The sequence below is a fragment of the Sedimentitalea todarodis genome, from assembly GCF_032595355.1.
Classification (GTDB): Bacteria; Pseudomonadota; Alphaproteobacteria; order Rhodobacterales; family Rhodobacteraceae; genus Sedimentitalea; species Sedimentitalea todarodis.
Genome location: NZ_JASMWN010000029.1, coordinates 14,431 through 38,260, shown reverse-complemented (window position 1 = coordinate 38,260; position 23,830 = coordinate 14,431). Strand labels below are relative to the sequence as shown.

Sequence of the window (23,830 nt, the reverse complement as noted above, 5' to 3'; positions counted from 1 at the left end):
CTTTAGATTGAAAGCGACTTGGTAGAGGATGCTTTGATGACAGGTTCCAGTTCCATACAGCTTTCAATCACCGGCATGAGCTGTGCGTCATGTGTCGGACGGGTCGAAAATGCCCTGAATGATGTGCCTGGTGTTTCGGGCGCAAGCGTGAACCTTGCCAAGGAGACGGTGCGGTTCCAAAGTGATTTTCCTGCTGCCACAGGTGCCGCAATCGAGGCCCTGTCAGCTGCTGGCTATCCGGCCAGAACGGCCCGGGTCACGTTGAATGTGGGGGCGATGTCCTGCGCATCCTGTGTGGGTCAGGTTGAACAGGCCCTAAAGGCCGCGCCGGGTATTTTAGACGTGGCGGTCAATCTCGCTGCCGAAACGGCGGCTGTCAGCTATCTGCCAGATGTCATCACACCTAAAGAAATCGCCGAGTCTAGCACGGCTGCAGGATACCCTGCCGAAGTTGCAGATACAGATGCGCAGGTCAGCCGATCAGAACGCAAGGCCGACGAGGCAAAGGTCCTGGCGCGCCGCGTCGTGTTTGCCGCTATTCTGACCGTTCCGGTGTTCATTCTGGAAATGGGCAAACACACGATCCCGGGCTTTGAGGAGTTGATTGAGCGTACAATCGGCATCCAGACTTCTTGGTTGATCCAGTTCGCGCTTGCGACGGTGGTTCTGTTTGGACCGGGTTGGGGCTTTTTTGCAAAAGGCATTCCGGCGCTGCTCAGACGTGTTCCGGATATGAACAGCCTTGTCGCACTCGGCACAGGTGCGGCATGGAGCTATTCAGTCGTGGCGACGTTTTTGCCCGACCTGCTGCCCGACGGCGTTCGAGCCGTTTATTTCGAAGCGGCTGCGGTCATTGTCGTGCTTATCCTGCTGGGGCGCTTTCTGGAAGCCCGCGCAAAGGGTAAGACCGGTGCCGCCATACAGGCGCTTTTGGGCTTGCAGGCAAGGACGGCGCGGGTTCTGCGCAACGGACAGGCCAGCGAGGTCGAGATCGAGGCACTTCGGATCGGGGATCTGGTCCTAGTGCGTCCCGGTGAAAGGGTGCCCGTCGATGGCGACGTGACAGACGGGTCAAGCAATGTCGATGAAAGCATGATCACTGGCGAACCCCTTGCCGTTCCGAAAACGGCGGGCAATCCAGTGACCGGCGGCACCGTGAACGGCACCGGTAGCCTGACCATCGCGGCCACTCGGGTCGGGGCCGATACCACGCTCGCCCAGATCATTCGTATGGTGGAAGAAGCGCAGGGCGCGAAGCTGCCGATCCAGGGGCTTGTCGATCGTGTCACCATGTGGTTCGTACCGGCCGTTCTGGTTCTGGCGCTCGTGACCGTGGCTGTCTGGCTTCTGGTTGGTCCTGATCCGGCCCTGACCTTTGCCCTGGTCGCAGGCGTGTCTGTTTTGATCATTGCGTGCCCTTGTGCCATGGGATTGGCCACGCCCACCTCAATCATGGTGGGCACGGGCCGCGCGGCCGAAATGGGGGTTTTCTTCCGCAAAGGGGATGCGCTGCAACATCTGGATGAAGTTGATATTGTTGCGCTCGACAAGACGGGAACCGTCACACAAGGTCAGCCAAGCCTGACCGATCTCATTACGACTGATGGCTTTGATCGTGCAGAGACACTCGCCCTCATCGCATCTGTCGAAGCGCAATCCGAGCATCCCGTGGCCGAAGCCATTGTGCAGTCTGCGGAAAACGAAGGCGTGTCCTGGCCGGATGCTACAGAGTTCCGTTCCGTGACGGGCTACGGCGTCGAAGCTCTGGTCCAGGGCCGCAAAGTACTTGTTGGCGCCGATCGCTTCATGGCGCAACGGGGCATCGACATTGGCCCGTTGGAAGATCGGGAACGGGCATTGGCTGACAAGGGACGTACCGCGCTCTTTGCCGCCGTTGATGGATCCCTTGCGGCAGTGATTGCTGTTTCTGACCCGGTGAAATCGTCCAGCGCCGATGTCATCCGTGCCCTGCATGATCGCGGGATCAAAGTCGCCATGATCACTGGCGACAAGAAGGCCACAGCAGACGCGATTGCCCGCGAGGTCGGGATCGACCACGTTGTGGCCGGGGTGCTGCCAGATGGAAAAGTTGCAGCGCTCCAGGAACTGAAGCAGGGCAATCGCAAGATCGCCTTTGTCGGCGATGGCATCAACGACGCACCAGCGCTGGCCCATGCCGATGTCGGCATCGCCATCGGAACCGGCACGGATGTGGCCATTGAAAGTGCCGACGTGGTGTTGATGTCCGGGGATTTGCGCGGCGTGGTGAACGCCATTGAAGTGGCTCGCACGACCATGCGCAACATCCGGCAGAACCTCATATGGGCCTTTGGATACAATGTGGCGTTGATTCCGGTCGCAGCGGGCGCACTCTATCCCGCCTTTGGGCTGCTGTTGTCACCCATCTTTGCCGCCGGGGCCATGGCGCTGTCTTCGGTATCGGTTCTGAGCAATGCGCTTCGTCTGCGCCGTATCAAACCGACGATGGCAGAAGGTGACGCGCCCCAGCAACCCGCAACGAAACTCACAACGCAGCCAGCAGAATAGGAGGCCAAGGTGAATATCGGCGAAGTATCAGAACGCGCGGGCTTGCCACCAAAGACAATCCGCTACTACGAGGATATTGGTCTTGTTCGACCTCTGCGCAGCGATAACGGGTACCGCGCCTTTCGGGAGAGCGACATTCACAAGCTGGCGTTCCTGGGCCGTGCTCGAACACTGGGTTTTTCGATTGAAGATTGCCGCACGCTTCTTGGTCTATATGAAGATGAGACGCGGGAAAGCGCGCAAGTAAAATCGGTCGCGAAAGAGCATCTTACGGCCATTGACAGCAAAATCGCCCAACTCAAGTCAATGCGAAAGACGCTATCGCACCTCGTCGAAGCGTGCCAAGGCGATCATCGGCCAGACTGTCCTATACTGGAGGACCTCGCCAAAGGATCCTGACCTTATTTGTCTACGGCGAGCGCGGCGGCGTCCAATGCGTTTAGAACAGCGTCAGATGTCAGGACTTCGGACAATATGATCCCGTCCGGCGCATTCGGCCCATAGACGATGTTAAAGGGTATCCCAAACCTGTTGTGGGCCTCCAGATATCGCGAAATATCGGGATTGGGCCGCGTCCAGTCGGCCTGCATTGCGACGACTTTTTCGTCTCGCAATCGGTCAACGACCGGCACTCGGTCCAGAACAAGCGTCTTGTTTGCCTTGCAGGTGAGGCACCAATCTGCGGTGACGTCGACAAAGACCGTCTGGCCCTGAGAGATCAGTCTTGGGATTTCGGAGCGGTCGAATGTGACCCAATCCTGACCAATCTCTTTTATCGTTGGCGGGGGGGCCATGGTACGAGGAAGTGCAAGGCTGAGAACGGCAACGGCAGCCAGCGCGGCAGGTCGCGTAAATCTCCCTGGCAGCCGGATGGTGGCAAAGAGAACGAAGAACACTGCAAGTACTAGAACCGAGACGGCAACCCGGACTCCCGACACGCCCATCAGGACCCAGAGCAGCCAGATCGCGGTGCCCGCCAAAAGACCGGCAAGCACCCACTTAACGACAAGCATCCATCGGCCGGGCTTGGGCAACAGTCGGACCATGCCGGGCTTCCAGGCAAACAGCAGATAGGGCAGGGACAGCCCAAGGCCCAAAGCCGTGAACACGATGATGACATCAATTGGGCGACCGGACAGGGCAAAGGCCACCGCCGTCCCAAGGAAGGGGGCTGAACAGGGCGTTGCCAGTACCGCAGCAAAGGCACCCGTCGCGAAATCCCCGATGTAACCGTCCCGACTGCTTGATCTGGCCAGCCGCGACTGTAACCCGGAAGGCAGCGAAATCTCGAATATCCCGAACAGATTGGCGGCAAAGACAGTCAGGACCAGAAACATGATTGTCAGGAAAACAGGGTTTTGGAATTGCAGACCCCATCCCACCGTGATCCCGACGGACTGCAAGACCAAAATTCCAGCGGACAGCACCCACATGAACACCAGCACGCCAAGCGCCGACATCAGGAATCCGTTCCGAACCTCGTGTGATGGTTTGTCTCCATGATTGAGAACCGATGTCAGTTTGATGGACAGGACGGGCAGAACGCAGGGCATGACATTCAGGATCAAACCACCGAGGAAAGCAAAGGCGGCGATCGCCAGTATCTGCGCCAGATCAGGCAGGTTCGCCACAAGCTCGAAAGGCGCATCCGGGACGGTATTTGACCACTCAGGCATGGCCGTCACGGCGCGTGACCCGTCTGTCACCGTAACTTGCAACAGTGGCAATTGTTCTTCACTGGCCAAGAGGGGCAATTTCGCCCAAAGTTCCGTTCCCGCGCTGTTCGTTCGGATGTCCGGCTTTCCGAAGGTAAATGTCGGTCCCATTTCCGGGAATACGTCCGGGTTCACAAAGGCGTTTGCACTGCGCGCTGTGACGTAGAGCGCGCCATCGGCGATTACAGCCGTCTCGACCTCGATGTCAGCCGCATCGGGACCAAGCGGCACCCGTTCGGCAAACTCGGAGATAAGCGCAGCGGAGGCCGCATCAATTCCAGCGCCAGCCGGGATCGTCAGAGCGAGGTTGAAATCATGGGGCACGCACACGGTCGAGCAGGTTAACAGCGTGACTCCCGCCTGAAGCTCGACCGCCTGTCCGGCTGTTTCAAGAACCGCCTGGATGGGAAGGACAACACGTTTGTTGTACCCGAAATTCTCGATCCCGAATGCTGTGAAACGCTCAGGCGCAGGCCAGAGAATCTGTGCCGTCGCCAGGTTTGTCGATCCATCCCACGAGATTTCAGGCGGCAGACCGACCTCGCCGGGTGAGCGCCAATAGGCTTTCCAGCCCTCGGCCAGCTTGATGTCGAGGCCGAGTGACAAAGTTCCGGAATTCGTCGCAACGCCATTTTCGACAGAGATAAGCCGCGCTGAAATCGCCGTGTTCTCGTAAGTATCAGTTGACGCTGCGACGCTCATGGATGCCCAGAGACACGCCATCAACGCCAAAACAAGACACCTCGGGGCTCGCAACATCATTTGGGGCGCTTTCGTCGTTGTTGCTCAAAAGCAGGCGCAGATCCCTGGGCCAACCTATTGGCGGCGGAATTTTTGCGACAGTTCCTAAGGCCCCAAAGGAGACGGGCATGGCAAATCCAATTAGGCTCTACACTGAAACACATACCACGCCCCAACCTTCTTCGCGCTCCAGTTCGACGATCTGTTCGATCATTTTGTCGCTGATCTGGCCTTGAACGACGGTACGACCAATCACAAGCGCAGGTGTGCCTACAAAGGCAAAGACCCGGGCAAGAGCCGCACTATTTTCCAGTTCTTGGGCAATCTCGGCGCTTTCCATGTCGGCAACCAATTTGGTGCCATCAACACCAAGATCATCCGACAGTCGACGGAGATACTCGGGCGTTGCTTGAAATGGGCTCTTCATCAACCTCTCATGGAACGCGACGTAGGCCCCTTGTCGTTTTGCCGCTAACGCGGCTTTGGCGGCCAGGTTCGAGCTATCTCCGAGCAGCGGAAGCTCATGCCATGCGACCACAACCTCGTCATCCATCTCTTGTGACATATCCGCCAGACGTTTGGTTTGCACTCGGCAGAAGGGACAGTAATAATCTGAGAACGAGGCCATCGGAATCTTCGATGCAGTCGTTTCAAGACCCCCATAGAGCGCACCACAAATATCTTCGGACACCCTCTTCAGGGCCGCGGCTTTCCGTGCTGTCGCCTCAGCACTGTCAACGTTGCCCAAACCTACGAATGGGTCAAATCCGCCTGAAGTCTCTCCCGCCACATATTTTCGAAAACCAATCGGAGTGTCGAGCGGCACGAGTTCGAGCCTTTCGGGCAGCAAAGAGGGCACCGTACGGAGGGCAGTGTAACCCGCTAAGATCGCACCGATCGTCAATAGCGTTGATCGCTTCTTGGTGTCCATCCTCAGCCGTAAATTGGGGTCGCATTGGCGGTCAGTCATACCGTCTCAACTTGCGACGCGTCAACTTTACAAACCGATACAATATTATTCGTGAAAACATGGCATTGCGGAGATATTCAGAGGATCGGAGGTCGGGTGCAAATGCATTTTCAACCTCTGGCAATATTGCTGTCATGAACGGATTAAAGCTTGAGCTATTCGGGAAAACAAATTGGTCTTCTCGCGGCTGCTGGGTCGGCGGCTTTGCTCTTTGCAGCTTTCGTCTTTCAGGCTTTGGGCTATGCGCCCTGCGCGATGTGCATTTGGCAGCGGTATCCGCATGTAGTTGCAATCGGCATGGGTCTGCTTTTGGCGATCGGACTACCGATTATTCCACTCTTGCTCATCGGCGCAGCTTCTGCGGCAACGACTGCGGCACTCGGCGTCTTCCACACGGGTGTCGAACGGGATTGGTGGGAAGGGCCTACATCCTGTACCGGGTCCGGGCTCGACATGAGCTCAATGTCGGCCGAGGACCTTTTGTCTACCGATGGGCCATCTAGCCTGGTCATGTGCGATCAGGTGGCATGGGAATTTCTAACTTTGTCGATGGCCAGTTGGAACGCAGTCTTCAGTCTTGTGTTTGCGGGGCTTTGGGTGTTCGCATTCGGGATGCGCCAGAGTAACAGCACGGGGCCAAGCCTCACTTCACCACCGACCCCTGAGGCTTAGTCGCCAAAAGACATCGTTCAAGTATCTCAAATTCAAATGACATTATAACCCTAATCGGACTCAACTCATTTAGAGCTAAGCCGGTCCGCCGGTTTCGCTCTCGAGCATGATGGCCTGCTGCTATCACATCCTGTTGCATTGGGTAAATCGCCTTCGACGCCGGTTTTCCCAACCACGCCCATATGACAGTCGTCATCCGCCGAGTTTTCGGTGTCACGCCCGCAGCGACGCGGGACTGAAGTTGTACGCATCTGGACGATGCTGATCTTTTATTTGATCTATCACATCGCAAAGCTTTTACCGGAAGTGTCCGAATGGTAGTTCCGTCCGCGCCTTTCTACCTTTGATGCACGCTCCGGAAAAAGCCCGCAGGCCAGCTTGCCCCACTACCGCTTTGCTGCAGAATTCGCTCTTGCAAAGAAATCGAAAATCTGGATCATCACGTCGCCGCCTACTTCTGGGATCTCAGTCAACACGTCATGCTTGGCGTTTCGGATCATGGAAAATTCGGCATTCGGCCATTTCTCCATACGCCGCTTGATTGAGGCGTTGTCGACGAGCTGATCAAGTTCGCCGCAAAAGGTGATGCAAGGAACACTGGGGGAGGGAACGGTTGAAAGCCTCCGGCACTCTGCGAGTGCTTCATGGAGCCACGACATTGTTGGTCCGCCGATCTGAAGCTCGGGCGCAGCTTGTGCTTGCTTGACCCAATAATCGTACATCGCATTATTGTGCGTAAGGTTATTGTTTTCGAATGGCGTTTCCAAAACATATATCGCGCCACTTTCCCCAGGTACGTATTTTTGGCCCATACCCAATTTTTGGAATGCCCACGAAAGAGGCCAAGCAGCGATGCGCTGAATTGTGGACATCTTGATGCCAAACATAGGAGAAATGAAAGCCGACGCTGCAACAGGAAGACCGTCAAGCATGGCGCGAAAGCCGATACAGGCACCCATGGACACGCCGACCAAAAAGTATGGCTTTGGCAACTGTAGTTCTTCAGCAGCCTTCAGGAACGCCGCAACATCTTTTTGATAGTCAGAAAAACTCACGATGTGTCCTGCTTGTGGATCAGGCGCCATTCGATCGGATAAACCCTGGCTACGCCAGTCTATGATCGCGGTTGAATAACCCTTCTCTGCAAACGTCTTTGCAACCCGTCCGTATCTCTCAACATAACCGAAGCGACCGAGCATGAGTAAGATCGTGCCCTTGGCCTCGGCTTCGGAATCGTAAGTGCCAACCCGAACACGGACGCCATCATCCGTTTCTATCCAGTAGGCGTTGCCTGATGCAGGGCCTTCTGCAATATCACCATAGAATTTTGCCTGTTCCATCACCCACCTAAAATGTTCGTAATCTTGGTCCGGATAGCACATGCAACGAAGCTAGCGTACTGGCTGCAACAAGAAGCGAAAATCCGGTGAATCTTCCCACAAGTACCAAGTTGAACGACAGCAACCCAATAACTGCAAGCATCTTTACGATTGCGACCCGATCGCGGGAAAACGGATAGTCGTCGTCGTAGACAGATAAGCGCTCAAAGACTGTCTGTATTTTCAGCGCGCACACCATGAAAATAGTGACGGTGACGACCATCATCATGAAGGTTGTGAAGTGGCTTATTGAAGTATTCTCCAACCAACCGTTGCGAATGCTGTTCGCCCCAAAAACGCTCAGCGCATCGGTGCTCAGCCAAGTTACGAAGTTTGGACTGTCAGAAGATAGATAAGTGATCTGTAGCTTGACCAGCGATGCCAGCCAGAGCGCAAAGACCGCTATGCGAAACCCGCCCCATACGATCTTCTGGCCTTCTTTCCTGATTTGGTTTGTATCCGCGGTGCTTCCTTCAAGGTCAGCGGTCGTACAGAGGTCATGATAGTCTAGGACGATGATGACCAGGAACAGCAATCCAAACATGAAGATCGCGATATAGGACGCCGTGTAGAGATAGCCAATGAATGACAAAGCCATTGCCTCTGCCACAGAAATGACCTCGGGACGCACCAATGTGACCAAGTATCTATCAATCTGAACGCCATTGGTGTCACCAGATAGATAGGCAGGCACATAGATGCCGGCCCACTGGAATCCAAAGACGAACAGGAAGCAGAACAAAGCAATCCCCCAGAAAGAGAACGAATAGTCGTTGACCTTCGCAAACCACGCTTCGTTGCTCCCGATTTTGACTGAAATCACGTCATGAGCCGTGCATTTGGTCCGACCGACACCCTTCCAGTAGGTGTTTAAGTCACTTACGTAAAAAATGAATGCTGGCAAAGCGATCAGAGGTAAAACTGTTAGTGTTGGCGCCCAGATGAAACCGACTTGCTTGTCCAGTCCATTGAATGGGCTGTATATGACGCTCAGAGTACCCAGAACATAATTCAACAAACCCAATCCACAGACAACCAGCCAATATGCGATCAACACGTTCATTGATCCTGAACCGCTGAGCATCCATTCGCACTTTTCCGCCAGGGATTTTGCTCTGCGTTCGCCGTCTTCAGTTGTGATTGCGGCGCTTGTGCTGACGATATAATTTAGTGGCTCAGACATCTGTGGCATCGCAAAACGCAATGGTTCGGCTTCTGGACTCACCGAACTGCAGACCTGACGTTTTTTCTCACGCCGTTGGTTTGTCAGGCGATCCTTAGATGCCTTCAGCTCAGCTTGCCATTTGCTTGCTTCTTCCGGGTCGCAGCATCCGAAGATCCGGGCGAGCCAGCGAATATTATCGTTGCTGATCCCGTTGTCGTTATCTTGAAACCAAGTCTGCACCGCGCGAAGCTCGATGCCATTCTCGTTGCCTTCTAACGAGGACACCGCTTCCGCAAGAGTTTCGGGCGTCCAAGGGCCATCAGCGAAGCCCTGCCGATCTACTGGACGGCCTGCCCCTTCTGCAGCTAGGCGGGCGAACAGCACTTTGAAGTTCTCTGAGCTTTTCTGCGCCGCAATAAAAAATCTACCGTTTTTAATCAATATCTTATACGCGAATTTTGCGCTCCTTTGCGCCCCTTTGCGTATCTTATCGTGCAATCGCAGCTTTCGTAACCACAACTGGGACGGGAAGCGGGGTGCTGCCGATGACGCTTCGGCGAGCATGGACTCTTACCCGCGTAAGGACCTGGAATTCTGGGGGAGCGACTATGGCGAGAATTGCCCAAACAAGAATGATATCGACTGGCCCGATTGTTCTGCGTCGCTCGTCCAAAATCCGAGCCGACAGCTCTCATTTGCCCGGTGCAGAACCCAAGCGGGTTCATGCACGGGCTGTCAAACGCATCTTTGATCGAGAGACTGGTGAGCTGGTGGGTTGGCTTTATGAGTGGAACACCGGGTCGTTGGTGCCGAGATGGAAATCAGACGCGCGTGAAGATGTCGTATACGATTGAATTACGTGCGAAACTGGAATCGTTAGGAAAACAAGGTCAGTAACACTGATATATTTAACATAACTAACCTTATGCGCCTAGAGACATTTCTACGGTGCGCGCTACTTTGAAGTGCGACTCCTATTAGAAAACAATGAGTTATCTAATAGGAGGAATATCGCATGGGAACCGTTTACACGCAACTTTCGTATCAAGAACGACGCAGGATCGAAGACTGGTGGCTCGCAAAGGTCCCTGTCGCTGAGATGGCGCGCGTTCTCAAACGTCACAAGTCCACGATCTTTCGAGAGATCAAACGCAACTTTTGGGCGGATGACTCTTTGCCCAAGAAGTACGCTGGATATTTTGGCATGGCAGCGCATCAGCGCACGCAGCAACGCCGTTCCACGCAACGCAAGATGATCCGACATCCTGAACTGTGCAGGCGCGTCATCGAGCGCATCAAACAAGGCTGGACACCCGAGCAGATCGGTAACCGGATGATCCATGAGGGTGACAAACAACGTGTCTGTCAGGAGACAATCTACCGCTACATCTATTCCAAAGAAGGCATGGCGCAGGAGTTGTGGTGGTACCTGCCTCTGCATCGAAAGAACCGGACACCGCGTCGTGCCCGCAAGCGTCAAAAGTCCAAGTTTGACCGTGATGTCAGCATCTTGTTCCGCCCAGACGATGTAGCCCATCGACGTCAGTTCGGCCATTGGGAGGGCGACTTAATGCTGTTTGAACAGAAGCTTGGCCAGACGAATGTGACGTCTCTTGTTGAACGGGTCAGCCGGTTCACTGTGATCCTGAAGAACCCGAACAAGCGCACCAAACCTGTCATGGGAAAGATCATGAAGGCGATCAAAGACCTGCCCCTGATCGCGCGTCGGTCGATTACTTTTGATCGTGGAAGCGAGTTCGTCAGCTGGCCCCACTTACAGGCCGAGATCGGAACGCAAACGTGGTTCTGTGATCCGTCCAGTCCCTGGCAGAAAGGCACTGTTGAGAACACCAATCGACGCGCAAGGCGCTGGCTACCCCGCAAGCGTGACATCAGGGCAATGACAGATGCCGACATTAAGCAGATTTGTGACCAGCTCAACAACACGCCACGCAAATGCTTGGGATGGAAAACGCCAGCAGAAGTGTTCCGTGGAAAGATGATGGAGGAAATGGGCCGAAGCCCCTACCCTCAAACCAATAGGAGTCGCAGTTCAGGTATCGCTCACAACTTTGCGCAGCCGGTGACATTTCTACTTGGTTGCAACAGGTGAGTAGTGCGTCGGACGCCCCTTTCATTCGCTGGTGATTTCCAAGAACCGGCCATACTCTTGGCTCACTTCGCGGGCTTCTTCGAACGCTCGCGCCCGTTCTTCTTCAAGACATCTGAAGTAACTTTGAATGTCCGCAATGTAGGTCTCGAAGTCGCGGCCAATCAAATCTCGATACTCCTGAACATCTTGCGGATCGCTTGGCACAAATGGTCTCTCCGGCGAGTAGCAGGTTTGACCGTGTGCCTGCCCGGCAAGCAAAACCAACAAAAATACGGGAGCGAGGGAGTCGCGGCATACACTTTTGATCATCTTCATGTTCCTTGAATACTTGAGGAATCTGCATCTGCGTGCGTAATACTGTGCGCGGGTTAAAGCACATTCAGGGTACAAAACAGTATCTTGCGCACATAACCGTATTATTGTAACTATGGCTCATCGAAGCAATAGCCTCGGTGCGCCCAAAGACAGAAAGAGCGCAACCGTGGACATGGACCTAGAAAAAGAAGCGCCTAATGTGGTTACAGAAGCCGGTTTCCGGGACCTCATTGAGTCCGGATATCACGTCGAAGTCGTCTGCAAGGAAGATGCGTCCCGAAAGAATTCGGTATGGCATGGCGTCTGGATTCTCAGGGCCGTCAATGATGACGGTGTTGAGAAACAGCTTGTCACAGCGCGCGCCCGTCGTGGTGGCGACTACATTAAAGTCAGGAAGTTCAAGACCGTCACGGGGCTTGTCTCGTTCCTCATCGACCTCGGCTTCACTGTTATCGCATTCCCCGTATTGGAAGGTCAGCGCTGGACCTTTACGCTATCTCAAGAAGAAGACGGCGACAGCAACAGCTAGCGCCTTCTTACTGCTGATTGCGCCTCACGTCGCATCAGCTCAAATGGTCTTTACGATGGAATCCGATGGCTCTCTGACGCCATCGCAACCTCAAGACCGCTTCGCACGAAATTACAATGACGGTGTTGGGCAAGGTGACGCAAACGCGCCCTTGAGCATCTTTGGCGACGGCGACGCCGCTGCGGATGGTGCGGACGCAACTGCGACAGAAGACGGATCGTTCCGGGTTGCTGCCGTTGCCCCTCGCGTCGCCGTCCCTCGCCCGGAAATCCTTGCTGCGATTGATGACATCGCCTTGCGGTATGGAAGCCATCGAGGCTTGCGTGCGGCTGGTCTCACTGTGACGGAATGGCGGTTGCTGTTCCGCTCAAACATCGAAATCGAAAGCGCCTACAACGTGAACGCCCGTTCGCATGTCGGCGCGATTGGCCTTGGTCAGCTCATGCCGGGAACCGCCGAAGACCTTGGCGTCGATCCCTTTGACTGGCGGGCAAATCTTGACGGCTCCGCGCGATACCTAGTCGCACAGCTTGAGACCTTTGGTGACGCGCGGATCGCTCTGGCTGCCTACAACGCCGGTCCCGATGCCGTCAGGCAATACGGGGGCATTCCGCCTTACCGTGAAACGCAAGACCACGTTCAGCGCGTGCTGGCCGTGTTCAACAGGCTAGAAGGAGAAAACTCATGAGGCCGCTACCACTACTGATGACCGTTCTCACGGTCTTCGTCGTCATGGCCGAACCGGCGATGGCACAATCTATTGACCTGTCCCCTATCCAAAACCTCTTGCAGGGCATCGTTGATGCCTTGACCGGCCCTCTTGGTGTCGTGATCGCCACGCTGGCGGTCATTGGCGTTTTCCTGAGCTGGTTCTTCAACATCATCGACCTGCGCCAAGCCCTCTGGGTTCTGGTGGGCATTGCAGGTGTCGCCGCTGCGCCGACGATCGTTGCAGCAGTCTTCGCTTAGGAGAGTGCGCCGTGGCTGAAAGATCACCTTTGTTCCTTGGCCTCGTGCGCCCTCCGAAGTTATTCGGTTTGCCGATCATGTATGCCGTTGTTTGGCTGTTCGGGACCGTGCTGCTTTTCGTCTGGATACAGAGCTTCCTCGTGCTTGGCATAGCGGTGGTTCTGTATCCGCTCCTTTGGAAGGCGGCGGATTGGGACCCTCGGTTCATCGACGTTGCGATGACCAGTCTTCAAGAAACGCCGCCCACCAGAAACAGGAAAATCCATGGCGGAGATAGCTATGCCCCGTGATGAGCTGGATGAACGCACGCTGATGCCAAAGTGGTTTCAGCACGAAAAGCAACTAGCGCACATGCTTCCGTATGTGAGCCTCGTTGATGATCGCACCGCGCGCACGCGGGTTAACGAGTTGTTTCAGTGCATCCGCATCACGGGGATCAATAGCTACACAACCGATGACGATTATCTTGACGGCATTCGGGCGAGCTTCGCCCGGATTGTTGCACAATTGGGAGAAGAATTCAGTTACTACGTCCACAAGGTATCGAAAGGGATCAGCGCTGATATCGAACCCATCGAAGGCGATAGTTTCGCCGCGATGGTCGATCAGAATTGGCGCAACAAGCTGGCAAATGGCGGGCTGCGTGACAAGACGCTCACGCTTACCGTCATACATCGCCCCCCCTCCAAGAGCTTCATGACGTTTATGCGGCGACCGTCCCCAGAGCGCTTGCGTGAGGAAACTGACAAACGGATGCGCCGCCTTAATGAAGCGGTCGGCATATTCCTGTCCGGCCTCGGGCATTTGAAACCGTCTGTTCTGTCCGCCGAAAAAGGCGAACTGGTCGGGTTTCTTGGTGCTCTGAACACCGGGCAGGAACTTCCGCTCTACCACACATCGAAATTTGGATTTCTGGCATCCTCTGCCTCCAACACCCGCGCCACTTTTTTCGGCGATCATTTTGAACTTAGCGAGGGCGTTGCTGGCCGCCGCTTTGGCAAAAGCTACAGCATCAAGGACTACTCTGAACAAACGAACTGCGTGATGTTCGACCAGCTCAACTTGCCCGTCGATATGATCGTCACACACTCGTTCACACCGGTGAACACCAACATGACCATTTCGCGGATTAAGCGGCAGGTGAAGCAGATGCAAGCCGCCGATGATGCCGCGGTCTCGCTGCGGGAAAATCTTCTGCTACTTGCCGATGATCTGGAAGCCAAGCGAGCCAGCATGGGCGATCACCACATGGTCGTGACGGTTTTTTCTGAGACCCGCGAAGAGCTCGAAAGCCTGGGCGCTGAAATCGTCAACGCAGCTGCGTCCGAAGGCGTGACGATGGTAAGTGACAGCTTTGGCGCGAACACCCACTATTTCAGTCAGCACCCCGGCAACCAGCCTAAGCGGCTGCGTGCCAGCACCGTCACCAACCGCAACTTTGCCGACTTCGCTGCTTTCCACCGGACCCAGCTTGGCAAGGCTGGCGCCGAAGTGCCGTGGGGCAAAGTTATCTCGATCTTCCCGACGCCGGAAAAGAGCGCCTATCGCTTTTCCTACCACGAGGCCGGTTCGCCTGAAAAAGAACCTACCAGTGGTCACACGCTGATCATGGGCCGTCCTGGCTCGGGCAAGTCGGTCTTCTCGGCCTTCCTCATGACACAAGCCGTGCGAGCCGGTGCGCGCGTGTTCGTCTTCGACTACCGGCAGGGCATGGAAATGGCCGTGCGGGCCAATGGGGGCCGCTACACGACGATCCAGGGCGGTATGCCCACGGGTCTTAATCCGCTTTGGACCGAAGTGGACAAACGCGGTGTCGCGTGGCTATCAGACTGGTTCGGCTCCCTGCTATACCGCGAAGACAAGCCGCTGACGCCTGCTCAGACTAACCGCATCATGGAATGCGTCCGTCAGAATGCGCAGGCGACCGACCCAGGCTTGCGGGATTGGCAGAACTTCGCCTCTCTCTTCATGTCGATGGACGATGACGGCGACCTGAACCAGCGCGTCCTTGAATGGGCGGAGAAAGGTCGGTTCGGCTGGATTTTCGGCCATAGCCTCGAAGACACGTTCTCGCTCGATGGCAACTTGGTAGGGTTCGATCTCACCGGGATACTCGACAGTGAAAGCGACAAGGAACGGATGGCGGTTCTTAGCTACCTGTTCCGCCGGATCGAGCGGAAAATCGAAGACCGCCGCCCCACTATCATCATCATTGATGAGGCGTGGAAGGCGCTCGACAACGAGTATTTCGCAGAGCGGCTTTCGCAATGGCTCGTGACAGCACGGAAACAGAACACCGTAGCTGTGATGATGACGCAATACGCCAGCCAGCTTGAGCGGACACGCACCGGTAAGACCATCGTAGAGGCCGTGCCGACGCAGGTTCTTCTTCCGAACATCCGCGCCAATGCGTCCGACTATCAGATGCTCAATCTTTACCAGAAAGAGCTGGATACGCTTCTCAGCACCGGCACGAATTCACGCTTGGCTCTCATTCGAGATGACCAAGGTTCGGTCGTCGTGGACGCAGACCTAAGCGCTCTTGGCGACAACCTGACCATCCTTGGCGGGATGGAGGCAGGTGAAAAACTCGTCGGCCCCGATTACCGGGATCGGCCAGACTTTTGGAGGCTCAAATAATGCGAAAACTTACCTGTTTCATTCTGCTGAGTGTGGTTGCTGGTTGCGCGGACTATCAAGAGCCACAGGCAAATTGCTTCAGCTTCGTGTCACGCGGCCCTGCGCCTATGGACTGCAATTTCGAGGCGCTGGTTGCCCCTAATTTGGAGGACGTAGCCAATGAATAAGCTCACCGTCGCTGCATTTCTGCTGATCGGGGTTTCTTCCAGCGCGCTCGCCCAGGGCGTGCCGGTTGTAGACTCTGGGCTAACAGCGCGCGACATCATCGAAACAGCGGATCGCGAGACTGATCTGGCGGTGCAGGAAGAAACCCAAACCGTCGAAGAACAGATCACAGCTATTGAGCAAGAACAGCTTCGGGTTCTGGATGCGATACTGGACGCGCAGACCAGTTTTGAAGCTGGCGGCGTCGCAATTTCGGGAATGGTCTCGGACCTCGAAGGGGGCAGCGGGAATGCCGATCGCTCTGTAGAGGCTGTCTACGGGACCGCTGACATCGACCCCAACCCGGCTGGCGACCAGCTGTTCGGCGACGCTGCTGAAAACATCGAACAGCTCATCATCCGGGTAGCGCAGGAAACCCATGGCAATCCTGGCATCTCAGCGGCGGGCCTTTCGGTCGTACAGTGGCGGGCGCTGATCCAAGCGTTGATCTGGCAGGAAAGCCGGTTTGTCATTCGCGCCGAAAGCCCTGTCGGGGCTTACGGCCTCACCCAGATCATGCCCGGTACAGCGGGTGATTTGGGCATCTTTCCCGAGTATCGCACCAGCCCTTACCTGCAAGTTGAGGGCGGAGCCCGTTATCTCGCCCAACAGCTCAATCGCTTCGATGGAAACATCATCTTTGCGCTTGCGGCCTACAACGCGGGACCAGGCCGCGTAATCGAATACAGCGGTGTCCCACCTTTCCGCGAGACGCAGCACTACGTCACCGTCATTCCGCAGAAATACAATGAATATCTGGCGCGGATCGGCGGGATTGAAGCGCTTGGCACAATCGACCCTGCCCTGCTGGCAAACTCAAACCTGTCGATGATGGGTGCCGGTGCCGCTTTCTACGGCAGCAACTCCCCGACTGCGATCCGACAGGCGGCACTCCGTATTCGCGATATCGTCAACCGCATTGGCTCTACCACCGATGTGCAAGAGGCCATGGCATTAAACACATACGCCCGCGCCGAACTCGTCCGTCTCATTGCAGCGCGAACAAGACTGCAAGCCGCACGGACCCAACCCCTAAGCGCTGAGCAACTGCGTCTCGCGGCTGCTCGGATGCAAGAACACGAATTCCTGAACTTCACCATTGAGGACTTAGATTAATGCGCACTTCAACGCTTCTCACCACCTACGTCCGCAAGACCCTTCGGACTTCCGCATTCGCACTGCTTCTGCCGCTCGGCGTCGCCGCACCGGTCACCATTATTACATCACCTGCCCTCGCGCAGGGTGTTCCCGTGGTGGACACGCAGAACATTGCCCAAAACATCCAACAGCTGCGCCAGATGATCGAAGATGAGCTTTTGCAAAACGAACAGCTCGTGCAGCTTCGTGAACAGCTCACCACGCTGACCGATCAACTAGCGCAGCTTCAGGAAACCTATGCAGCCCTTACCCGGCTTGCTGAATTGCCTGAGGTCATCGCCACAGAAATGGAAGACGAACTCAACGGGATCCTCGACCAGGAGTTTGGCGATATCCAATCCACCATCGCAGCGATCCGCACCGGCGACTTCTCTGGTCTCAGCGGCTCCGGCGCAAGCGAAATTGAAACCCAGATGGACCGCGTTCTCGCGGACCTGGGCTTTGATGAAGACACGCTCAGCGAAATGGCATCTAGCGGCAACGCCGGGGCTGAACGCATCGCGACACAAGCCACCACTGGTGCCCTCGTCTCGGCCGCTGCTCAAAACAGCTATGACGACGCGGGCCAGTCTCTTGAGCGCGTGGACCGACTCGTCGGCCTGATTGATGACATGGACGAGCTGAAAGAAAGCGTCGATCTGAACACCCGCGTGACGGCTGAACTGGCCATTGCATTGGTTGCAATGTGGCAGCTCGAAGCCGTGCAAACCGTGGGTGACGGCACAGGCGGTGTCATCGACGCAGCCACCATCGCCGAAGAACAGAACTTTATGGAGTTCACCATTCCTGACCTCGGCGATTAACAACTTAGGGGTAGAGATTTTGGACAACGAAAAAGAAATCATTGAGGAAGAACTGGTTTATGGTGCGCTGCGCCGCGAACGGTTGTGGCAGAAACTCGGTTTAACCGGTCTGGCATTTGGCGTGCTTGGTTGTCTAGGCGCCGTGGCGGTTGCCATCCTCGATGTAGACCCGGCACCGGTGGTCGTGCCCTACGATCCCGAGACGGGTTTCGCGTTGCCCGAAGTCTCTGTTGGCGCAAGTGCGATCACTGGCAATCAGGCTGTGATCGAGGCGGAAATCTATCGCTACGTAACGGATCGAGAGGTCTACAATCAGCTGGACAACGATGTACGCATAAATAGCGTTTTGCAACGGTCCGACGAACGGGCGGAAGCATCCGTACGAGCCCAATGGAACAGCGCAAATCCGCAATATCCTCCAACTGTCTATGGCAGCAATTCCAATCTGGATGTTGAAATCCTGAGTGTGAACCTGATCGGTGAGAACCGCGCGACCGTCCGGTTACGCAAGCGGCTTACCTCCATTCAAGGCGTCCAAGGTGGTCTGTTCACTGCAACCATGCTCTTCGAGTTTCGGCCCGAAGAAGCGCGCACAATTGATCAGGTGTGGACGAACCCTTTTGGCTTCACCGTGATCGAATATTCGATCCGTTCAGACAGATTGGAGAATTGAGATGCATCAATTTGGACTGGCATTGCTATGTCTGGTTTTCACAGCATCCACGGCATTTGCAGAGAATACCCCTCGACGCGGCCCGAATGATAGCCGTGTCCGTATTGCCACTTATGTCGATCAACAAGTCTATCGCCTGAACGTGTCACTGACCCATGTGACGACTGTTGAATTTGGCGAAGGCGAAACCATCCGCTCGATCCTTGCCGGTGACACGGAAGGGTTTGAGCTTGATGGTGTGCCTGGAGGCCAAGCCTTTGCCATTAAACCTCTGGCGCGTGGTGTTCATACCAACGTCACGGTCTACACAAATCGGCGCAGCTATTATTTCAACGTGCAGGAAGTCTCATCGCCCACCTTTTATGTGGTGCAGTTCCGTTATCCTGAAGACAACAGACGCCCGGAAAACGCGGTCGCATCCCAAGCGCCAAACTACAACTACGGGGCCAGCTCACGCGGAGAAATCACACCTACGCGCGTGTGGGACGACGGGACATTCACATATTTCCAGTTCGCGCGAAATGCGCCGATCCCAGCAATCTTCCGATATTCGAATGGGCGTGAGCGGACCGTCAACGCCCAGCAAACCGAACCGAGCGTGATCCGTGTTTCCGGCATCAACGCCCAATGGGTGCTGCGCCTTGGTGAAACCGTGGTCTGCATCCAAGAAAACACTCTGACCACAGGGGGCACGTCATGACCGATGATCCAAATCAAGCAGATGTCAGTGAAAGACTGGCCCGCCTCGAAGCTGGCAACGAAGGAAGCCCTGTACTGGCCTCACGTCGCTCGCCGCTCATGGCCCTGCTTATTGTCGCACTCATTGGTCTGGTGGGCTTTGTTTTCTACCTTCTCAACCAGCCCGAAGAGGAAATCGTTCTCCCGACAGCAACTCCGGACGAATTCCAGCCGGAGGGTGATGGGTTTGGAACAATCGAGCCGTTTGTTCCACCGGCCACGCCCGAACCGGAGGTGATCGAAGTCCCGGCATCTGTAGAACCGAACGCCGAGTTGCTTGAACAAATCGCGGCGCTCCAAGCGCAGATCGAAGCCATCCAGAACGCGCCTGCCCCGGCCGTAGAAGAGGATACGGCGGCGGCTGAGGCAATGAATGCACTGACAGCGCAGCTTGCCGAATTACAAAGGGCCTCTGAGGCGGCACAACAGAAATTTGCCGACGACTTGGCGGCGCGCGACCGTGAGCTTCAGGAACTTCGCATGGACCTCGATCTTGCGCGTCTGGAAGCTCAAACGCCCTCCCCTGCCCCGGCAGGTCCGTCTGATGAAGAATTGCGTCTGCAGGAAGAAGAGCGATTGCGCCGCGAAGAGGAAGCCCGACGCCTCGCTGAATTACAACAGCGGGCCGAAGAAGAGCGCGCGTTTCAAGAGCGTCGTATTCAGTCGCCTACCATCGCTTTTGGTGGTTCTTCTGGTGGGCTAGGTGGAGATGGCGCGGAGCTGGCTGAACGCACATTTGGTGATGTCACCGACTTCGTATTGAATGGCGCATTGCCGTCTACCGTAACGCAATCCGAAGTGATCGCGAACCCTGCGAATACGGTCATTCAAGGCACCGTCATCCAGGCGGCGCTTGAAACCGCAATTTCAAGCGAACTGGCGGGACAGGTCCGCGCAATCACATCCGAGAACGTCTATAGCTATGATGGCTCACGGCTGCTGATACCAGCCGGGTCTCGGCTCATTGGTCGATACCGCTCAGGTGTGGAAATCGCCCAAAGTCGCATCACAGTCGCATGGGACCGGATCATCTTGCCGACCAACCAGACAGTTCAAATCAGCTCTTTTGGTGCTGACGAACTTGGCCGATCTGGAACCACTGGCTTCGTAGACACTCGCTTTGCAGAGCGCTTCGGTTCGGCTGCTCTCATTTCGCTGATTTCGGCTGCGCCAACTGTTGCCGCCAATGAAACAGACGATGAGATTGCAGAGGATGTCCTTGAAGACATCGGTGATGATCTGGCCGATGCCACCGGCAGCGTGATTGGGGAATACCTGTCGATCGGGCCGGTTATCTATGTGGATCAGGGTGCGCGGATCACCGTCATGGTGGATCGGGATTTGGAGATTTTCTGAACTTATGTCCCTCAGCTACCTCCAAAACTCTATCGACGGCCTAGAAGACGCCAAACGGGATGATGTCATTGAAATTTGCATCAACCCGGACGGCACATGCTGGGGTGAGTTTCAGGGCGACCATTTCATGTCGCGCTTAAACCAAACTCTAACTGAGGATCAGATTAAGGACCTAGGCAATCAGATCGCATCGGACGCCTCCACACCTCTGTCAAAGGACAGGCCCATCGTGTCGGTCTCAATCATGTATCGAAACCGGCCGATCCGGGCGCAGGTCATCACTCCGCCTGCTGTGAACCGGGGCATGTCGATCAGCCTGCGCTTCTTCTCAAGCCTTCCGCTCGATTCAATCGAGTTGGGCTTTCTGTATGGGAAAGAACGCAAGCTTGAAGAACTAAGGCAGGAAAAAAACCGCCAACTCCGTGAGGTCGTCGCCAGTGGCGATATTGACGCCTCCATCCGACACTGCGTGGAAAACAAGCTCAACATGATCGTCTCCGGCGGGACGTCCACCGGCAAGACCGTCGCCGCTCGCAAGATCCTTTCCTATGTCAGCGACGAAGAAAGGATCCTCACCATTGAAGAGGCGTCGGAACTGCTCCCAACACAGCCGAATGCTGTCACGCTGATTTCGAACCGGGATGCCGCCCACCAAACGGCAGACATCCTGTTGACCGCGACCCTGCGAATGCGGCCTGACCGCATCATCCTGGGCGAGGTGCGTGGGAAAGAGGCCATGACCTTCCTTGAAGCCATCAACACCGGCCATGGCGGCTCGATGACAACTCTGCACGCTGAAACGCCTCAACTGGCGGTCCAGCGCTTAGCAATCGCGGCACTTAAGACTGAAGTGCCAATACCTTACAGAGATATGATAGACTACATCGAAAGCTCTATCGACGTGATTATCCAGGCGGGCCGTGAAGACGGCAAGCGTGGGATCACGGAATTTTATTTGCCCGGCACAGAATTAGGAAAGGAGGCCGACACATGAAGAGCTATGAGCCAAAAATACTGACGTTCACGCCAGACAAGAAATTCAGCTATCAGGAAATGGAGGACACAATTGCTTCCTATACCGTCGAGGGCTGGCAGATTGTCTCAATGACACATCTTCAAGGTATGCAAGCCTTCTACACGGTCCTGCTTCAACGCGAAATGCCGGAAGATGAAGCCGAAGAGCTTTTGGAGAAACGAGCATGAAAATAGCGAAAACCTGCCTTGCGACCTTAGCTCTGAGTCTTCCAACCAACTCTTGGTCGCAAGGCTTAGTGCCCACTATGGAACGCGAGTTTGAGTTCTGCGAGGAAAGGCCCGCTGAACCTGAATGGATGCAAAACCTGCATGTCCGCGAAGCTCAGAAACGCCTCACGGTTCAATACATCTATCGCTTTCAAAGCGCCGAGCGTGTGATTGAAGCTGGTGAATGCGCGTGCTCAACACGCTTTCCCGAATGGGAAACAGCAGTTCAGCATTTCAACGACAACTACCTTGGCGGTGATCGGAATGATCTTCGCGAAGCAACCGCCGATTTTCAGAGACGATACAACGAATTGCGCCCACAGGCTCGTGACATCTGCGAACGTGAGGGGCACTGGTAGAAAGGGCTGATTGATGAGCGTCACAAGATATCTGGTCGAGACTGCGGAAGGCTTCCTTGAGGACACCGCTGAAACTCAATTCGGTGCTGTTGCGGCAACTGTCGGGACCATCACAACTCTGGGTGTTACGCTTGTTCTCATCCTGATCGCTATCAACATGGTATTCCAATATCGCTCAATGGACGGGCGAACCGCGTTCTGGCTTGGAGTAAAGATCGCGCTCATCGGGTTATTCGCGCAAAACTGGGTGCAGTTTAACTCTTTCGCGACCGCCGTTCTAAATGGAATTGACAGCATTGCGGGTTCTCTGATCGCTTCCGTTGGCGGCGGGGCGCCAGGCCCCTCCGGTACCTATGCAGAAGAGTTCGATATAATGCTTGCTGCAATGGGCGAGTACCTAAACGCAGCCGGGGAAGAAATGAGTTGGTTCGCAGGCGCAATGCTGTCCGTTGTAGGAGTTTTGATCCTTGCCATTTTAGGCGGCATTGCTGCTTTCTTAGTCATTTTCTCAAAGATACTCATTGCCCTGCTTCTTGGCCTAGCGCCATTAATGATCTTCCTAACCCTCTTTGAAGTCACGAAAGACTACTTCGCCCGATGGCTGTCGGCTCTTGTCTCATTCGCAATGTATCCGATCATTCTGGCCGGGGTGTTTTCCATCATTACTGGTGTTTCTCAATCGCTCTTGACAGAATTAGGTGATCCCGCCGCTGCTCCAAATATTGGCGCACTGCTACCCTTCTTCATGATGATTTTGATGGCGAAAGGGTTCATTCTCGCGACACCGTTCATCGTAAGAGCAATCTCAGGCAATATAATGATGCCCGCCATGAGTGCAGGCATTGGCGGCTCCTACGCCTTTGGTCGCGCCGCATTCGGGTCACAGCAAGCTCAAAACCGATATCTAATGGGCTCTGCCAGTGGCGCTGAATATGCTGGTCTTCGCGCACGGGCGGCGGTCGGGGTTGCACCTATGCCCACGCGCCCTGGAGGGCCGCAACAGCCAGCGAACAGCTCGCCACCCGACTACCAAGCCCAGTTGGACCGGAACAAGCGCATCGGTCGATAGTTTGATCACTTACAAACAGACGGCCCGCAATTCGGGCCGTCTTTCCATATAGAGCCGCACCCCATGCACCAGATCATCGTTGATCAAAACCTTATTCTGCTTGATGGAAAGCCCTTAGCCCTCGTCACTCGGTCCGGCTTAGCTCAGTGGGAACAAGATGGCATCAGCTTCACATTCCGCTATGATCAGATCCTTGACGAAGGCGACAACTATGGAAAATTTCGCTGCCTATACGAAAGAGAAGGAACGCACGAAATCTTTGTCTTGGTTGAGTCGCCATCTTCGCCTGAAGGATTCCGCGTGATCCTGGTCGATCACCCGCCTCACACGCTGCATTGAAATGGCTGCGCTTATTCGCGCACGCCCCCTTCCCCATCGGAATCAACATTACGGGTGTCGTTGAACTCGCACAGCTCATGTAGATCGTCTTCCGTCATAAGACGCGAGACTGCTTTTGCTGGACCCGTTTGGGC

General features: G+C 55.4%; 24 protein-coding genes. 19 read left to right on the top strand and 5 right to left on the bottom strand.

Translation table 11 applies throughout. From position 1 onward, the window contains the following. The first annotated feature begins 36 nt into the window (after positions 1-36). Both QO231_RS23240 and cueR read left to right on the top strand, forming a co-directional pair. Positions 37-2,547 carry a heavy metal translocating P-type ATPase gene (locus QO231_RS23240; RefSeq protein ID WP_121027703.1) on the top strand — a complete coding sequence of 837 codons (2,511 nt, stop codon included), beginning with the start codon at positions 37-39 and terminating at the stop codon, positions 2,545-2,547. 9 nt (positions 2,548-2,556) lie between these two features. Further along, a complete protein-coding gene (cueR, locus tag QO231_RS23235; RefSeq protein ID WP_121027700.1) occupies positions 2,557-2,946 on the top strand; it encodes a Cu(I)-responsive transcriptional regulator in 390 nt (129 codons plus the stop codon). Between the two features lie 2 nt (positions 2,947-2,948). Here the strand turns inward: cueR and QO231_RS23230 are convergent, their stop codons facing one another. Together QO231_RS23230 and QO231_RS23225 are read right to left on the bottom strand one after the other, a co-directional pair. Beyond that, a complete protein-coding gene (locus tag QO231_RS23230) occupies positions 2,949-4,964 on the bottom strand; it encodes a protein-disulfide reductase DsbD family protein (protein ID WP_316782049.1) in 2,016 nt (671 codons plus the stop codon). Between the two features lie 187 nt (positions 4,965-5,151). Next, a complete protein-coding gene (locus tag QO231_RS23225) occupies positions 5,152-5,973 on the bottom strand; it encodes a DsbA family protein (RefSeq protein ID WP_245990238.1) in 822 nt (273 codons plus the stop codon). Positions 5,974-6,123: 150 nt separating this feature from the next. Here QO231_RS23225 and QO231_RS23220 point away from each other — a divergent pair, with 150 nt between their 5' ends. Then, positions 6,124-6,645 carry a disulfide bond formation protein B gene (locus tag QO231_RS23220; protein ID WP_121027691.1) on the top strand — a complete coding sequence of 174 codons (522 nt, stop codon included), beginning with the start codon at positions 6,124-6,126 and terminating at the stop codon, positions 6,643-6,645. Positions 6,646-7,031: 386 nt separating this feature from the next. Here QO231_RS23220 and QO231_RS23215 read toward each other — a convergent pair whose 3' ends face one another. Both QO231_RS23215 and QO231_RS23210 read right to left on the bottom strand, forming a co-directional pair. Further along, the gene (locus tag QO231_RS23215; RefSeq protein WP_170157976.1) at positions 7,032-7,985 is read right to left on the bottom strand and encodes an alpha/beta fold hydrolase; all 954 of its coding nucleotides are present in this window, start codon (positions 7,983-7,985) and stop codon (positions 7,032-7,034) included. Between the two features lie 7 nt (positions 7,986-7,992). Then, positions 7,993-9,753 (bottom strand): RcgA family putative transporter, encoded by a 1,761-nt coding sequence (locus QO231_RS23210; protein WP_316782045.1) that lies wholly within the window; start codon positions 9,751-9,753, stop codon positions 7,993-7,995. Between the two features lie 451 nt (positions 9,754-10,204). Here QO231_RS23210 and QO231_RS23205 point away from each other — a divergent pair, with 451 nt between their 5' ends. Further along, positions 10,205-11,302 carry an IS30 family transposase gene (locus tag QO231_RS23205; protein WP_449421125.1) on the top strand — a complete coding sequence of 366 codons (1,098 nt, stop codon included), beginning with the start codon at positions 10,205-10,207 and terminating at the stop codon, positions 11,300-11,302. Positions 11,303-11,323: 21 nt separating this feature from the next. Here the strand turns inward: QO231_RS23205 and QO231_RS23200 are convergent, their stop codons facing one another. Further along, complete coding sequence (locus tag QO231_RS23200; RefSeq protein ID WP_245990264.1) at positions 11,324-11,611, bottom strand: hypothetical protein; 288 nt, start codon at positions 11,609-11,611, stop codon at positions 11,324-11,326. Between the two features lie 178 nt (positions 11,612-11,789). On the opposite strand from QO231_RS23200, the gene QO231_RS23195 reads away from it, so the two are divergent. From QO231_RS23195 to QO231_RS23125, 15 genes are all read left to right on the top strand, one after another. After that, positions 11,790-12,146, top strand: coding sequence for a hypothetical protein (locus QO231_RS23195; protein WP_121028021.1), 357 nt, complete (start codon positions 11,790-11,792; stop codon positions 12,144-12,146). Positions 12,147-12,189: 43 nt separating this feature from the next. Next, entirely contained in the window at positions 12,190-12,834 is a 645-nt protein-coding gene (locus tag QO231_RS23190) for a lytic transglycosylase domain-containing protein (protein ID WP_121027985.1), read from the top strand. After that, positions 12,831-13,115, top strand: coding sequence for a TrbC/VirB2 family protein (locus tag QO231_RS23185; protein WP_025051201.1), 285 nt, complete (start codon positions 12,831-12,833; stop codon positions 13,113-13,115). Before QO231_RS23190 ends, QO231_RS23185 begins: the two co-directional genes overlap by 4 nt. Positions 13,116-13,126: 11 nt before the next feature. After that, complete coding sequence (locus QO231_RS23180) at positions 13,127-13,405, top strand: type IV secretion system protein VirB3 (protein WP_121027982.1); 279 nt, start codon at positions 13,127-13,129, stop codon at positions 13,403-13,405. Further along, positions 13,395-15,755: a VirB4 family type IV secretion/conjugal transfer ATPase gene (locus QO231_RS23175; RefSeq protein ID WP_121027979.1), complete on the top strand. Its 2,361-nt coding sequence runs from the start codon at positions 13,395-13,397 to the stop codon at positions 15,753-15,755. Before QO231_RS23180 ends, QO231_RS23175 begins: the two co-directional genes overlap by 11 nt. 225 nt (positions 15,756-15,980) lie before the next feature. Beyond that, the gene (locus QO231_RS23170) at positions 15,981-17,075 is read left to right on the top strand and encodes a lytic transglycosylase domain-containing protein (RefSeq protein ID WP_121028018.1); all 1,095 of its coding nucleotides are present in this window, start codon (positions 15,981-15,983) and stop codon (positions 17,073-17,075) included. Further along, positions 17,075-17,920 carry a type IV secretion system protein gene (locus QO231_RS23165; RefSeq protein ID WP_245990262.1) on the top strand — a complete coding sequence of 282 codons (846 nt, stop codon included), beginning with the start codon at positions 17,075-17,077 and terminating at the stop codon, positions 17,918-17,920. Before QO231_RS23170 ends, QO231_RS23165 begins: the two co-directional genes overlap by 1 nt. Before the next feature lie 19 nt (positions 17,921-17,939). Further along, positions 17,940-18,593 carry a virB8 family protein gene (locus tag QO231_RS23160; protein WP_121027976.1) on the top strand — a complete coding sequence of 218 codons (654 nt, stop codon included), beginning with the start codon at positions 17,940-17,942 and terminating at the stop codon, positions 18,591-18,593. Position 18,594: 1 nt separating this feature from the next. After that, on the top strand, positions 18,595-19,293 hold the full coding sequence (locus QO231_RS23155; protein ID WP_121027973.1) for a TrbG/VirB9 family P-type conjugative transfer protein: 699 nt from the start codon (positions 18,595-18,597) through the stop codon (positions 19,291-19,293). Next, entirely contained in the window at positions 19,290-20,687 is a 1,398-nt protein-coding gene (locus QO231_RS23150; protein ID WP_316782038.1) for a TrbI/VirB10 family protein, read from the top strand. Before QO231_RS23155 ends, QO231_RS23150 begins: the two co-directional genes overlap by 4 nt. Positions 20,688-20,691: 4 nt before the next feature. Beyond that, the gene (locus tag QO231_RS23145) at positions 20,692-21,681 is read left to right on the top strand and encodes an ATPase, T2SS/T4P/T4SS family (RefSeq protein ID WP_121027967.1); all 990 of its coding nucleotides are present in this window, start codon (positions 20,692-20,694) and stop codon (positions 21,679-21,681) included. After that, on the top strand, positions 21,678-21,890 hold the full coding sequence (locus QO231_RS23140; protein WP_121027964.1) for a hypothetical protein: 213 nt from the start codon (positions 21,678-21,680) through the stop codon (positions 21,888-21,890). The genes QO231_RS23145 and QO231_RS23140 overlap by 4 nt, the downstream gene beginning before the upstream one ends. Beyond that, positions 21,887-22,288: a hypothetical protein gene (locus QO231_RS23135; protein WP_121027961.1), complete on the top strand. Its 402-nt coding sequence runs from the start codon at positions 21,887-21,889 to the stop codon at positions 22,286-22,288. The genes QO231_RS23140 and QO231_RS23135 overlap by 4 nt, the downstream gene beginning before the upstream one ends. A 13-nt stretch (positions 22,289-22,301) precedes the next feature. Then, positions 22,302-23,357: a type IV secretion system protein gene (locus QO231_RS23130; RefSeq protein WP_316782034.1), complete on the top strand. Its 1,056-nt coding sequence runs from the start codon at positions 22,302-22,304 to the stop codon at positions 23,355-23,357. Between the two features lie 63 nt (positions 23,358-23,420). Further along, complete coding sequence (locus QO231_RS23125; RefSeq protein WP_121027955.1) at positions 23,421-23,696, top strand: hypothetical protein; 276 nt, start codon at positions 23,421-23,423, stop codon at positions 23,694-23,696. The last annotated feature ends 134 nt before the right edge of the window (positions 23,697-23,830 follow it).